Genomic DNA, 14,839 nt, shown 5'->3' with positions numbered 1-14,839 from the left:
TCTTTTAATTTTAATATCAAATTTAAACCATATCTTCAGGCTTCACCCAGGAATCAAAATCTTCAGCAGAAACATACCCAAGGCGAATAGCTTCTTCTTTAAGAGTTGTTCTGTTTTTGTGAGCAGTTTGGGCAATCTCAGCAGCTTTGTAATAGCCAATTTTAGTATTTAAGGCAGTTACAAGCATAAGAGAATTGTCTACTAATTCTTTAATACGTTTATAATTTGGTTCAATTCCCTGCGCGCAGTGTTCGTCAAATGAAACGCAGGCATCTCCCAACAAACGAGCCGACTGAAGGAAGTTTGCCGCCATAACCGGTTTAAAAACATTCAATTCATAATGCCCCTGCATTCCGCCCACGGCAATTGCCATATCGTTTCCTATAACCTGAGCGCAAACCATTGTTAGGGCTTCACATTGCGTCGGATTTACTTTTCCCGGCATGATGGATGATCCCGGCTCATTTTCCGGAATATGGATTTCTCCAATTCCTGAACGCGGTCCTGATGCAAGCATTCTAACATCATTTGCAATTTTATTTAAAGAAACAGCCAATTGTTTTAATGCTCCGTGTGTTTCAACAATTGCATCGTGTGCAGCCAAAGCTTCAAATTTATTTTCGGCTGTTATAAAAGGGTGATTCGTAAATTTTGAAATATATTCGGCAACTTTTACGTCATAACCTTTCGGAGTGTTTAATCCGGTTCCAACAGCAGTTCCTCCCAGAGCAATTTCAGATAAATGTGCCAATGTGTTTTTTAAAGCTTTCAGTCCAAAAGCTACCTGGGCTGCATATCCTGAAATTTCCTGTCCTAAAGTTAAAGGTGTTGCATCCATTAAATGTGTACGGCCGATTTTTACAACTGCTGCAAATTCAGCAGCTTTTTTTACTAAAGTTGCGTGGAGTTTTTCAACTCCCGGAATTGTAGTTTCCACAACCATTTTATAAGCGGCAATATGCATTCCGGTTGGGAAAGTATCGTTTGATGACTGCGATTTATTTACATCATCATTTGCTTTAATGAATTGTTCGCCTTCGCCAATTTCAAATCCTTTTAAAACCTGAGCGCGATTTGCAATTACTTCATTTACATTCATGTTGCTTTGCGTTCCTGAACCTGTCTGCCAAATCACTAACGGAAACTGATCGTCTAATTTTCCTTCCAGAATTTCATCGCAGACCGCAGCAATCGCATCTCTTTTTTCTATTGGTAAAACACCTAAATCATAATTGGCGTAAGCGGCCGCTTTTTTCAAATAAGCAAATCCTTCGATGATTTCCTTCGGCATTGATCCTGAATTTCCAATTTTAAAATTATTTCGGGAACGTTCTGTTTGTGCACCCCAGTATTTATCTGCCGGGACCTGAACTTCGCCCATGGTGTCTTTTTCTATTCTGTATTTCATTTTATAGTAATATGTTGTTTATAAAAAATATATTTTGTTATATGTTTTTTGTCTAGGTGAAATGTTGATTTTTTATGCTGAAAAATGCAGTTCTTTTAAAAACGGATGGCCTAGCCCTGATGGAAGCGGCATCCTTTTGTGGCGGTGTTCGCCACGAAAGATATAGCGGACAGCAGGTTTCAGCTCCTGATAATACTCATGTTCTTCTTTTTTAGATAGTTGAATAATATTCAGAAAAAATCCTTATTTAAAATGAGTATAAATATACGGATAAATGTTATTTCCTGAAAATTGATTTAGATTTTATTGCTGAGGAAAAATATATACCCTACATTTGTGGTAACATTCAAAATTCCGGAAAACATGTTTGAATTTTCACAGTACTTAGGCTTTTTACTTTTCTTAACCATACTAACTATAGGGTTTTGGTTAATGTTTTTCTTAGTTGGTTTCGTATCTTACTGGGTTACGGGTGCTAGCTGGGAAATGTTCAAAGAAAAGAGAGCTAAAAAAAGACAAGAAGAACAATCAATTTAATTTGATTTGATTTCAATAAAAAGGACCCGTTTTTACGAGTCCTTTTTTTATTGCAAAATTGTAATTTAAAATAAAACAAAAAAGAAATTCCAAATCCCAACTTTAAATTGGAATCTGGAATTTCTTTTTATTGGAATTTAACAAAGTTTATCCCGGAAATTCTCCTCCACCTTCGCCGCCGCCATCATTTCTAGGCTGTGTGTTTTTATCTCTTTCTCCTTTAGGTTTATTAAAACGATAAGTGAACGATAAATTAAATTGACGTTTACGGAACTGCATTTCGCTGTAAGATGTTTGGTTTTCAAGATAAGTATAGGATTTCATAATTCTTGAATTGAAAACGTCGCTAATGTTAAAAGCGATGGTTGCTTTGTCTTTTAATACATCTTTACTAAAAGCAGTATTCATTCCGAATTGTCCTAAATTTTTCCCTTGAGCTGTTTTTTGCTCTCCGTTGTACATTGCTGTTAACTGCCAGTCAATTTTGTATGGTAAGGTAACTTTTGAGTTGATTCTTGCAAACCATGAATTGGCTTGGTTGTCAAGGTTTTGAACTATGGTTTCGCCTGTAACAACATCTGTATAAGTGTTTTCTCCAGTAGATTTTACATTGAAGAAATTGAAGTTACTGTTTAATTTCCACCATTTAAACACATTGTAATTTAATGTAAATTCAAAACCAAATTTTTGCTCTTTTCCTAAGTTGATAGGACGGCTTAAAATTACCGGAATCCCGTTTACTAATTCTCCTGTTGGTGTTCTAACAAAGCTGAAAACATCTTTGGTATCTTCAAAATAAGCAGAAGTATTAAAAGTTACTTTATCCCAGCGCTTGATATATCCAATATCATATTTGTCTGTCAAAGATGGATCTAAATCCGGATTTCCCTGAAAGATGTTAATATTACTTGAGTAATTTGTTGCAGGGTTCATGAAACGTCCTCTTGGTCTTGATAAACGTTTACTGTAGCTTGCTGTAAAATTACTTTGGTCTGAAATTTCATAGCTGATAAAAGCACTTGGAAATAAGTTGTTGTATTTTTTGGTATTGAAATCGTTCGAATCTAAAAGGTTAACCTGAATGTTGGTATCTTCCCAGCGTAGGCCAAATAAATAAGAGAATTTATTTATTTTGAATCCGTATTGAGTATACAAAGCATTGATGTTTTCTTTGTATTCCAGATTGTTAGAGAGGTTTGGATCTTTTACATTGTTTTCGTCCGTAACGTAGTATTCATTATTTAAATCTCCAAAACTTCCTTTGTAACCAGCTTCAAACTGACTTCCTTTCCCTAAAGGCAAAACATAATCGGCCTGAACTTGTACCTGTTTCTGAACCTGATTGTTTAAAGTAGTATTAAACGTTGGAGAAGCATCAATAATACTATTACTGTCATCTGTGTTTCTGGAAATAGAAAGATCGGCAGTAAGTTTGTGTCCTTTATCGTTAAAGTTTTTAATTAAGTTTGAAGTAAATTCAACGTTGTCACTTCCAGTATCAGCATTGTTTAAACGATAAGATGATCCTGTATAATTATGACCAGCATCAAAATTATTGTAATTGATTAAATCTTTATCTTCACCACTGTTTTTTTGGTAATTGATGGCATTTGTCCAGAAAGTAGTTGGTGTAATTGTCCATTCAATCCCCGCTCTTCCATTAAAACCATCTCTGATTCTTTTAGTATCACGGTCTTCATCAAGATAACTTTTTGTAGAACCGTCTTCGTTAAAGTATTGAGAATTAGTTAATCCTGCACCTTCATTGGTTCTGTAGTTGTAACCAGCAGTTGTAAAATAATTTAATTTTTCAGTTTTGTAATTTAAATTGGCACTTAAACCATATGTTTCAGGAAGTCCTGTTGAAGCAATAAAAGTTCCGTTGAAACCTTGATTTTTACCTTTTTTCAGGATAATATTGATAATTCCGGATCCACCTTCAGCATCATAACGTGCAGAAGGATTGGTAATAACTTCAACCTTATCAATTGCATCTGCAGGAAGCTGGCGTAAAGCTTCGGCAACATTTATTGCGTTTGAAGGCCGTCCGTCAATTAAAATTCTAATATTATCACTTCCTCTTAAACTTACATTTCCTTCCGTGTCAACAGAAACTGAAGGTACATTGTCTAAAACGTCACTGACAGTTCCGCCTTTTACCATCATATCCTGACCAACATTGTAAACTTTTTTGTCCAGTTTAATTTCAACGGTTGATTTTTCGGCACGAACCACAACTTCATTCAGCTGTGCCGCATCTTCAGATAAATTAACAACACCTAAATTAGTGTCTTCCTGAATGCTTTTTTGTTTTATTTCTGTCGATTTAAACGAAATGAATTCTACTTTTATATCGTAAGTTCCGGGAGCTACAGCTATTTCAAATTCCCCTTTTGGATTCGTGATTCCGCCGGCAATGACTTTTGTGTCATTTGGAGCCATTATGGATATAGTAGCATATTCAAGAGGTTGTTTGCTTACTTTTTCGAAAACTTTTCCGGTAACCTTAACTTTATTTCTTGCAGGCGGTCCTTGTTGTGCATAAGTGTAAAATCCTGTGAAAAACAGCACAAGCATTACAGCAAAATTGATTTGTTTCATTTTTTTGGTTTCTTTTTCTTCTTAGATGGCAAATGTACCTTTTGGTTTAAAGAGAAAGATCACAAAAAAATGTTAATTGATTATTTTATAATCAATCTAAAAAAGAAGCCACATTATCTAAGTCCCTTCCAATAATGGCTTTTCCGTCTTTTACAACAATAGGTCTTTCAATTAAAATTGGATTATCGACCATTGCCTGAATAGTTTCGTTATCGTTTAAAACTTTTCCTTTGTAATTCTCAATCCAGATTTTTTCTTTCGTGCGAATTAATTCGGCCGGCTTTAAATTTAATTTTTTAAGAAGTTCTTTTAATTCATCAAAAGTCGGAGTTTCGGTCAAATAAGGAATTATTTCATAGTCTTGTTTAGTGTTTTCAATAAAGGCCAAACAATTTCTTGATTTTCCACAGCGCGGATTATGGTAGATTTGTATCATTTTGCTATATTTAATGTCTGTTATAATAAGATTTGCTAAAAACAGTTCTTATTTAGTACAACAAAAATAGGATTTACTATTTAAATCGAATTCTCATTTCAAAAAAATTAAGAGTATGTTTTTAGAACAAGGAGTTAAGCCTGAAAATTATTTTTGGAAATACCTTTTAGGATCAGTTTTTATTATTACGGCATCATTTATAGGTCAGATTCCTTTTTCTATTGCGGTTCTTTATAAAACTTTTAAAGAAAAAGCTGCTTTCCCAACGGATAATGACTCCGCTTTAAAAATGTTTGAACCCAATCTTACTTTGTTTTTAGTGATGATTTCGTTTCTTTTTGCCTTTGCGGGAATATATTTTGTGGTAAAATATCTGCACAATCAAACACTTTTATCCATAACAACCGGAAGAGAAAAAGTAGATTGGAAACGAATTTTCTTTTCATTTTTACTTTGGTCTGTCTTTTCGGTCATCAGTTTTTTAGTGCTTTACTTTCAATCGCCGGACAAATTTGTCTGGAATTTTAAACCGATTCCTTTTTTGATTTTGGTAGTCATTGGAACAATTCTTATTCCAATTCAAACCTCTACGGAAGAATATGTTTTTAGAGGATATTTAATGCAGGGTTTTGCTAATCTGGCCAAAAACAGATGGTTTCCATTAATCATGACATCGCTTATATTTGGTTCGATGCATATTCTTAATCCCGAAGTTACCAAAATGGGGTATATCATTATGATTTATTATATAGGAACCGGATTATTTTTGGGAATTATCACCTTAATGGATGACGGAATGGAACTTGCCTTGGGATTTCACGCCGGAAATAATCTTATTGGAGCTTTGCTGGTCACTTCAGACTGGACCGTTTTTCAAACACATTCTATTTTTAGAGATCTGTCAGAACCTTCTGCCGGAGCAGATGTTATTCTGCCGGTTGTAATTGTGTATCCTATTTTGCTTTTTATTTTTAGCAAAAAATACAATTGGAGCAATTGGAAAGAGAAATTAACGGGTAAAATCAATGATCAAAAAAACGAGGCTGCAGATTTTTTAAACTTAAATTAAACACACTATGCCAAACTTAACACATAAAAATGTTCATAATTATTTTAAACTAGACGGATATCATTTAAACGCTGCAGATTTATGCCGTATTGGATATAGTTTTATAAAAGAAGGGGATATTTATGAACGCGCTATCGGAGAATTTTTTCTGGATTGGTTTGATCATAAGGATTATATGGAAATGACAACTTCCGGAACAACTGGACTTCCCAAATTAATTCGATTAGAAAAGAAGGCGATGATTCAGTCAGCACTCGCAACCGGAGATTTTTTTAATCTGGAGCCGGGAAATAAAGCCTTACTTTGTCTTCCTACTCAGTTTATTGCCGGTAAAATGATGCTTGTTCGCAGTTTAATTTTAGGATTAGAGCTTGATATTGCACTTCCAAGCACAGAACCTCTGGCACATAATAATAAACATTATGATTTTGCTGCAATGGTTCCTTTGCAGGTTCAAAATTCCCTCGAAAAATTAACAAACATAAAAAAGTTAATTATTGGCGGAGCAAAAACAGACAGTGATCTTATAGAAAAACTTCTGCCAATTAAATCTGAGATTTATGAAACGTATGGAATGACCGAAACCATAACCCATATTGCGGCCAAGAAAATAGGAGAGACTGCTTTTACAATTCTGCCAAATGTAAAAATTGAAAAAGATGATCGAGGCTGTCTTGTAATTTATGTTGCTGCAATTTCTGAAGAACCAATTGTCACCAATGATTTGGTCGATTTAATAAATGAAAACCAATTTGTATTTTTAGGAAGAATTGACAATGTAATTAATAGTGGAGGAGTGAAGCTTATTCCGGAGCAGATTGAAGCTAAACTAACAGGATTAATTAATAATCGTTTTTTCGTGACAGGAGTTCCGGATACTGTTTTGGGAGAAAAACTTATTTTAGTAATTGAAGGAGAGAAATATGATTTTTCTGATGACTTTTTTGATGTTTTAGGAAAATTTGAAAAACCAAAAGAGATAGTTTTTGTTCCGAAATTCAAAGAAAACGAAAACGGAAAGTTATTGCGAAAATCAAGCTTTAGAGGGTAAAAAATAAATAAATAAATTCCAATTTTATAAATCTCAAATTCCAAATACTATTATTGGAATTTGGGATTTTTTTTTGTGTTTGAGAATGTCTAGTCCCTATGGGACAAACTGAATGTATGTTTTGTAGTTTTTACCGATATATAATCTCTACGAGATTTGTTATGTTTATTTATTGAAAGCAATATATAATTTTGATAAAACTCCGCTAGGAGTTATATATCGGTAGAAAAAATAGGCCACACATGATAATGTCCCGTAGGGACTAAATGAATTACGATAACCTTCAAAAATAAAAATCCCAAATTCCAAATAGTATGGTTGGAATTTTGGATTTGTTTTTTGTGTTTAAGAATGTAGTTCTTACGGGACAAACTGGCTGTGTGTTTTGTAGTTTTTATCTATTTATAATCTCTACGATATACTCTATGTTTACTTATGAAAGCAATATAATTTCGATAAAACTCCGCTAGGAGTTATATATCAGTAGAAAAAAAATAGGCCGCACATGATAATGTCCCGTAGGGACTAAATGAATTACGATAATCTTCAAAAATAAAAACCCCAAATTCCAAATAATAAAGATTGGAATTTGGGATTTTTAATATTTTAATTTTTAAGCCAAATTAGAATTTGGAATTTAAAAATATGAATTTACATTTATTTCTTTCTTTCTAAAAGTGCCATATAAAATCCGTCAAATCCAGAATCTGAGGCTAATAATTTACGATCTTCTACAAAAGTAAATTGCTGTCCTATTTCTGTTTTAAGGAATTTTTGTACTTGTTCCTGGTTTTCAGATGGTAAAACAGAACAGGTAGCATATACTAATTTTCCTCCCGGTTTTACAATTTTAGAATAGTTTTCTAAAACCTCGCTCTGAACTTTACGAATATTGTCGATAAATTCAGGTTGCAATTTCCACTTAGAATCAGGATTTCTTTTTAAAACTCCTAATCCGCTGCAAGGTGCATCAATTAAAACTCGATCTGCTTTTTCATGCAGTTTTTTAATCACTTTAGTAGTGTCAATAATACGGTATTCTATATTAAAAGCGCCATTCCTTTTGGCTCTTAATTTTAATTGTTTTAGTTTGCTTTCATATAAATCCATTGCAATCAATTGTCCTTTGTTTTCCATTAAAGAAGCAATATGCAGTGTTTTTCCACCGGCTCCGGCGCACGTATCTACAACTCGCATTCCGGGTTTAACATCCAGAAAACCTGCAACTAATTGCGAGTTAGCATCCTGAACTTCAAAAAGTCCCTGTTTAAAAGCATCTGTTAAAAATACATTTGCTCTTTCTTTTAAAACTAAAGCCTCAGGCTGATCCTTTAAATATTCTGTTTCAATATTTAAGTCCATCAACGTGTTTCTTAGATTTTCTTTAGTTCCTTTAAGCGTATTTGTCCTTAAAATAACTTTTGCAGGCTGGTTTTGAGCCGCAATTTCTTTTGCCCATACTTTTTCGCCAAGTTCTTTCACGCCAAGTTCATCCATCCAGTCCGGAATAGATTCTTTTAAAGCTCTAACTTTTGAAAGCTCGTCAAAACGACCTTTTATTTTTCTCTCAGGAGTTCCGTCTAACTGTCTCCAATCCGGAATTGGGTAACCTCTTAAAACTGCCCAAACCGCAAACATTCTCCATAAATTGTCTCTGTCGTATGGTTCTTTTACTTCTGCAATTTCTGCATATAAACGTTTCCAACGAACAATTTCATATATTGTTTCAGCAACAAACTTCCTGTCAGAACTTCCCCAACGTTTGTCTTTTTTTAATGCTCTTGCTACCACTTTATCTGCATATTCGCCTTCATTGAAAATTGCATTCAAAGAATCGATGGTAGTATAAACTAAATTTCTGTGTAATCTCATTTCTAATATTTGAGGTGCAAAGGTACTATTAATTGATTGAAAGTTAAATTTTTAATTAGGATTGTTGTTTAGCTTTCTGTTTAAAAGAAAAAACACTCTGATAAATTTTTTAAAAGAGTGTTTTTTATATTGATTCTGCAAGAAGATTATTCTTTTGTGATTCTTGTCAATCCAATATTTTCAGGTGCGTGAAGCACCATTGGGAATTTCTCTATTTTTACTGAACTGCTGTCCAGACCAAATGCTCTTTCTTCAGATAAACTTAATTTTTTAATGAAGAAATAAGAGTTCATGATAATATTTTCATGCCATCTTAAATCATTGTCATTTGATAGGAATTTCTCAGACAATACAAATTTAAAGTCACCAATAATATTGTTTTTGTTTAATGATTCGTAACGGCTTGTAATATCAACTTCGCCGCGTTTTACCATATCACGAATTACTTCTCTAAACATCAAATTGATTTTTGTAGGCTCTCTAAAACCTAAATTAAAATCGATTCTGTAAATGTCATCTTTAGCGATTTCAGTAACTTTATATTGCGTTTTATAAGGTTCAGTCAAAATGTTTACGTGTACAAACCAGTAAATATCAGCTCTTTTTGGACGCTTTTGTAAAATTGAATAAATTACTTTCTCCTCTAATTCGTCAACACGATTTGCATTGGTCATGTAAACTAAATGTGTCGCATATTTAGGAATTGAAAGATCCTGGCTTAATTCTACCAATACCTTTTTATAATCGTCGATCTTGATAATTTTCGTGTAGCTTTTGTTGATTTTCTTAGCTAAATACCAAATTGTCATTATCGAAATAAGAAGCGTTGCAATGATTAAAGTTACGTAACCACCTTCGGCAAATTTTGTGATGTTAGCAATCAGAAAGCTAAATTCAATCAATAAATAAATTGTGATAAGCGGCACCATGAAGTATAGTTTCACACGTTTCATGATTAAATAATAGTTCAGTAAAATGGTTGTCATAATCATACATAAAATGATTGCTAAACCATATGCATGTTCCATATTTCCTGATTTTTCAAAGTGCAGTACAATTCCAACACAACCAAAAAATAACAGCCAGTTTATTGACGGAATATACAATTGCCCTTTTACTTCTGTAGGATATTTGATTTTTACTTTTGGCCAGAAATTCAAACGCATTGCCTCGTTGATCAATGTAAATGATCCACTGATAAGCGCCTGAGATGCAATTACTGCGGCTAAAGTTGCAACTACAATTCCGAATGGTAAAAACCAATGCGGCATGATAAGGTAAAACGGATTCCCATTTTCACCGCCTAACTGCTGCAATGTACTTCCTTCGTGGTGAATTAGGTAAGCTGCCTGTCCAAAGTAATTTAATACTAAAGTTGCTTTTACAAAAATCCAGCTGATCCTGATGTTTTTTCTACCACAGTGTCCCATGTCCGAGTACAAAGCTTCGGCTCCGGTTGTACATAAAAATACAAAACCTAGTACAAAAAATCCGTCAGGGTGAACTGAAAGCAAATGATAAGCATAATACGGATTTATAGCTTTAATTACTTCCGGGAAGTGTATAATTTGTATAAAACCTAAAGTTCCAAGCATGGCAAACCAGATCAGCATCATTGGAGCAAAGAATTTTCCAACCAGTTTGGTACCAAATTGCTGTATGGTAAATAAAATGAATAAAATGGTGATTACTATAGAAATAATTGTTCTTGTTTCCATAGTAGGATAGAATGCCCTAATACCTTCAACTGCAGATGAAATCGAAATTGGAGGGGTAATAATACCATCGGCTAATAGTGCGCTCCCTCCAATAATGGCGGGAACAATCAGCCATTGAATTTTAGTTTTTTTGACTAATGCATATAATGCAAAAATACCACCTTCGCCATGATTATCAGCACTTAGTGTAATAAGAACATACTTTATTGTAGTTTGAAGTGTTAATGTCCAAAAAACACAGGAAATTCCTCCTAATACAATATCGGCATTTATTGTATGATCGCCAAGAATAGCTTTCATTACATACAATGGAGAAGTACCGATGTCTCCATAAATAATCCCCAATGTTATCAATAAACCCCCAATAGACAACTTACTATGTAAGTTTTTATGCGATGCGCTCATGTATATTTTTAATAAAAGACGGTTGCAAATTTACTGTTTTAAAACAAATTAGCGACAATTATAATTAAAAAGATAAAAAAAAGCACAATCCCCAAATTGTGCTTTTAATTTTAAATATAAATTGAAGTATTCTTAACCTCTTCTTCCGCCGCCTCTTGAACCTGAACTGCTTTCTCTTTGCGGCTGGCCTCCGCCTCTTGATTCCTGGCTCACTCGTGGTGATTCTGAACGCTGAGGAGCGCTTTGAGGTCGTGATGCATTTGAATTTCCCTGAGAGCTTCCTCTGTTTTCAGAGTAACTTCTTGGTGATTCCGTTCTTTGAACCGGAGCAGACTGAGATGAGCTTGCTCTGTTTGAACTTCCTCTATTTTCAGAGTAGCTTCTTTGCGGCTGACTTTCTTGTGAAGATGTTCTGTTTGAATAATTTCTGTTTTCTGAATTTCCTCTTGGAACAGATGGAGTAGAAACACCTGGATTATTTCTATTATAATCTCTTTGAGTATTTTCAGTTCGTGCTGGTCTTTCTGCAGCAGGCATATTTTCTCTGCTGTTATTGGTTACACGATTTGTATTGTAACTTCTGTCAGATGAATTTCTGCCACTATTATTATCTCTCGTATTATAATCTCTAGTCGTATTTCTGTTTTCTACAGATGATGGACGTCCGGCATTTGATCTGTTAGAATTATAAACATTTTGATTCCTGTTAGATTCTCGGCTTGCAATTCTTCTTTGATCCAAATCATATCTGTTGCTTACATTAGAATGTCTTTGAGCAAAACTATAGTTTGGTCTCATTCTTTCGTAACCATACGTACGTCTTGATTCATAAAGAACCGGAGCTCTGTAACTTCTTCTTGTATTTACATAGTTATAACTGTTGTGTACATTGATACAAACATTTATGTTATTTCTGTATCTGTAAATAGGGTAAGGTCTCCATGCAGTATAGTAGGTTGGATAATAGCCCCAGTTCCATGTTGAGTAGTAAGGTCTGTAATTTGTAACCCAAAATGAAGTATAAATAACTGGTGCAATACTGTAAACCGGTTCGTAAATGTAATTATCTCCATATAAATAAGTATTACCAACCACCTGAACGCTAACTTTATTGTAATTATCTCTTTCTACATCAATCGTAGCTACATCCTGATAAACATCGCGATCTAAAACGGCCTGAATAATTACTACGTGAGTTCTGTCTTCTACAGATTCAATAACACGTAAATAATCAACTTCGTCGTCGCCATTTAAATCAAGGTTTGATATTTGATATTTCGGATCGTTCAATCTTCTTTCAAAATCCTGAAGATTTGCAGATTCTCCAAACATCGAAGCAACTGCTCTAAGATCTAAATTATCACTTATATCTGAATTTTTTGCGTAAACAGTAGTTTGACTTTGTGCTCCACAAGAACCAAAAACTAATGCAACAAGCGCTATTAAAAGTAATTTCGTTTTCATGATGAAATCATATTAAATTATTTGTATTACGAGATATTCAATTACTGTGCCACAAATTTATTTACTAGGTTTTGAGTTTGTAATTATCATGTAATTAATGTTTTACAATTTTGTTGAATTATTTTTATTTTTTTATTAAACAAAAAAAGCACGTAAATTATTATTTTCTGAAAAAAGACAAAACATATTTGTAATGTTATAAATAATTGTATTTTAGCATTAACAAATTTTAATTTATATGAAAAAACTAATTGTATTTTGTGGTATTTTTATTTTATTGATGTCTTCTTTCAGTACATTTAATTATAAAACGAAAGTAGCATCAAACAGTGGTTTTACATCAATGAAAATAGACACATTGTTTAAAGATAAAATTAGTATCAGAGCAATTTTAATTGATAAAAATAAAGTTTGGTACGGCGGAGATAATTCTCGTTTTGGATATTATGATCTGGAAAAAAAAGAGAAATTTGAAGAGCATATTTACCGTGATACACTTAAATTAGAATTCAGAAGCATTGCTCAGAATTCTAATAATATTTTTTTACTAAGTGTTTCAAATCCCGCCCTTTTGTATTCCGTTTCAAAGAAAGACCGAAAAGTAAAGCTCGTTTATAAAGAAGTTAATCCAAAAGTTTTTTATGATAGTATGCAATTCTGGAATGACAAAGAAGGAATCGCAATTGGTGACCCGACAGAAGATACTTTTTCAGTAATTGTAACCCGCGATGGAGGAGAAACCTGGACAAAATTATTATCAGATAAATTGCCTACAAACGCTACGGGCGAAGCTGCATTTGCCGCCAGTAATACTAATATTGTTATAAAGGGAGATGATACATGGCTGGTTTCCGGCGGAAAAAAAGCAAGGGTTTTTTATTCTCCTGATAAAGCAAAAACATGGAAGGTTGTCGAAACTCCTATTGTTCAGGGAAAAGCGATGACTGGTATTTATACTGCTGATTTTTACGATTCTAAACATGGTTTTATTGCCGGAGGAGATTATGATCTTCCAAATAAAAAAACGGACAATAAGGCTTTTACTAAAGATGGTGGAAAAACATGGGAATTAATAGGCCAGAATATGGGCTTTGGTTACGCTTCATGTGTACAGTATGTGCCTGGAGGTAATGGAAGGGAAATTATCTGCGTTGGTTCTGAAGGAATTCAATATTCTCAAAATGGAGGCGAAAACTGGACACAGCTGTCTACAGATTCTAAATTTTTTACTCTTCGTTTTGTGAATAGAAATACTGCAATCGCTGCAGGATACAATAAAGTAGTCCGACTAAATTTTAAATAAAAAATAAGAACCCTAAATAATAAAGTAAGTATTATTATATAGGGTTCTTATCGCTGTTGTTTCTTGAAGGAATTATTTTCCCGCTTTATCCCGATATTGTTTTAATAATTTTCGGCTAAAATCGTCTTCAGATCTTTTAAGCTTTAATATTTTTTTTGCCGGTAGTACCTTTTTTATACTGCTCATAAATTTTTCACGCAAAAGATATAATTCTTTATCTGTTGTTTCTATTTGTGATAACAATGTTACAGCCTCTTTTTCTGAAATAGAATTTAGATTGTCATCATCTAATTTTCTCAGATAGGTTTTCATTTTATCATGTCTCAATTCAAATTGCTTGTCATCGTAAGCATTGTAAATTGGCCAAAATTTTTCAGCTTCTGCCGTAGTCAGTTCAAGTTCTGTTGTTAAAAACGAAACTTTAAAAGCTTTAATTTTTTCACGTTTTTCATCTATTTTATCATTTTGGGCATAAAATGAAAAAGTAACTAAAAACAGAAGTAAGGCTAATATATTTTTAATTTTCATATTGGTATAATTTTGTTTTTACTCTGAAATTAAATTTTCAATGTTTGGGTTTGCAGCCAGAATATCTTCTAAAGTTTCCTCTTCAAGAGCTACATTTTTATTCAATTTATCGATATCCTTAGTATCCAGTTCTTTAATTAAATCATATTGATTCAAATTTGACTGATATGCCAGATAGGTTTCCAGTGTTGCTTCATCCAGTTCTTTTGATGCTTTGTAATAATGATTTGCCGTTGGAATCATAAAAGCGATTAAAACTGCTGCGGCAGCCGCTATAGAAATAACTTTTTTACGCTTGTAAAGCGGAATAACTTTTACTTCTCTTTCTTTTTTTTCTATCTGTTCTAAAACACTTACTGAAAGAGTATCAAAATAATGATCCGGAGTTTTAAATCCTGATGTTATTTTTGGTCCGTTTTCTAATTTAAATTCTTTCATAATGTCTGT

At 33.3% G+C, this 14,839-nt stretch carries 11 protein-coding genes; 3 read left to right on the top strand and 8 right to left on the bottom strand.

Annotation, left to right across the window (positions count from 1 at the left end):
- Positions 1–22 precede the first annotated feature (22 nt).
- The 3 genes from fumC to arsC all read right to left on the bottom strand — a co-directional run bounded on the left by fumC (position 23) and on the right by arsC (position 4,982).
- Positions 23–1,408, bottom strand: a complete 1,386-nt coding sequence (gene fumC / locus ASE21_RS02110) for a class II fumarate hydratase (protein ID WP_057120901.1) — start codon at positions 1,406–1,408, stop codon at positions 23–25.
- A gap of 684 nt (positions 1,409–2,092) precedes the next feature.
- Positions 2,093–4,546 (bottom strand): outer membrane beta-barrel family protein, encoded by a 2,454-nt coding sequence (locus ASE21_RS02100; protein ID WP_057120900.1) that lies wholly within the window; start codon positions 4,544–4,546, stop codon positions 2,093–2,095.
- 91 nt (positions 4,547–4,637) lie between these two features.
- A complete protein-coding gene (gene arsC / locus ASE21_RS02095; RefSeq protein WP_057120899.1) occupies positions 4,638–4,982 on the bottom strand; it encodes an arsenate reductase (glutaredoxin) in 345 nt (114 codons plus the stop codon).
- Positions 4,983–5,097: 115 nt separating this feature from the next.
- Between arsC and ASE21_RS02090 the strand changes: the two genes are divergently transcribed.
- Positions 5,098–6,051: a CPBP family intramembrane glutamic endopeptidase gene (locus ASE21_RS02090; RefSeq protein ID WP_057120898.1), complete on the top strand. Its 954-nt coding sequence runs from the start codon at positions 5,098–5,100 to the stop codon at positions 6,049–6,051.
- A 7-nt stretch (positions 6,052–6,058) separates the two neighbouring features.
- Positions 6,059–7,102, top strand: coding sequence for an AMP-binding protein (locus ASE21_RS02085; protein ID WP_057120897.1), 1,044 nt, complete (start codon positions 6,059–6,061; stop codon positions 7,100–7,102).
- A gap of 657 nt (positions 7,103–7,759) precedes the next feature.
- On the opposite strand, the gene ASE21_RS02080 is transcribed toward ASE21_RS02085, so the two are convergent.
- The 3 genes from ASE21_RS02080 to ASE21_RS02070 all read right to left on the bottom strand — a co-directional run bounded on the left by ASE21_RS02080 (position 7,760) and on the right by ASE21_RS02070 (position 12,561).
- A complete protein-coding gene (locus ASE21_RS02080) occupies positions 7,760–8,974 on the bottom strand; it encodes an RsmB/NOP family class I SAM-dependent RNA methyltransferase (RefSeq protein ID WP_057120896.1) in 1,215 nt (404 codons plus the stop codon).
- Positions 8,975–9,120: 146 nt separating this feature from the next.
- A complete protein-coding gene (locus ASE21_RS02075; RefSeq protein WP_057120895.1) occupies positions 9,121–11,097 on the bottom strand; it encodes a KUP/HAK/KT family potassium transporter in 1,977 nt (658 codons plus the stop codon).
- A 132-nt stretch (positions 11,098–11,229) separates the two neighbouring features.
- Positions 11,230–12,561: a hypothetical protein gene (locus tag ASE21_RS02070; protein ID WP_057120894.1), complete on the bottom strand. Its 1,332-nt coding sequence runs from the start codon at positions 12,559–12,561 to the stop codon at positions 11,230–11,232.
- Positions 12,562–12,799: 238 nt separating this feature from the next.
- On the opposite strand from ASE21_RS02070, the gene ASE21_RS02065 reads away from it, so the two are divergent.
- Positions 12,800–13,864 carry a WD40/YVTN/BNR-like repeat-containing protein gene (locus tag ASE21_RS02065; protein WP_057120893.1) on the top strand — a complete coding sequence of 355 codons (1,065 nt, stop codon included), beginning with the start codon at positions 12,800–12,802 and terminating at the stop codon, positions 13,862–13,864.
- Between the two features lie 72 nt (positions 13,865–13,936).
- Here the strand turns inward: ASE21_RS02065 and ASE21_RS02060 are convergent, their stop codons facing one another.
- Entirely contained in the window at positions 13,937–14,392 is a 456-nt protein-coding gene (locus ASE21_RS02060) for a hypothetical protein (protein WP_057120892.1), read from the bottom strand.
- A gap of 18 nt (positions 14,393–14,410) precedes the next feature.
- Complete coding sequence (locus ASE21_RS02055; protein WP_057120891.1) at positions 14,411–14,830, bottom strand: hypothetical protein; 420 nt, start codon at positions 14,828–14,830, stop codon at positions 14,411–14,413.
- Positions 14,831–14,839: the final 9 nt, after the last annotated feature.

It is taken from the genome of Flavobacterium sp. Root901 (assembly GCF_001429765.1).
Classification (GTDB): Bacteria; Bacteroidota; Bacteroidia; order Flavobacteriales; family Flavobacteriaceae; genus Flavobacterium.
This window is presented reverse-complemented; position numbering and strand designations above follow the sequence as displayed.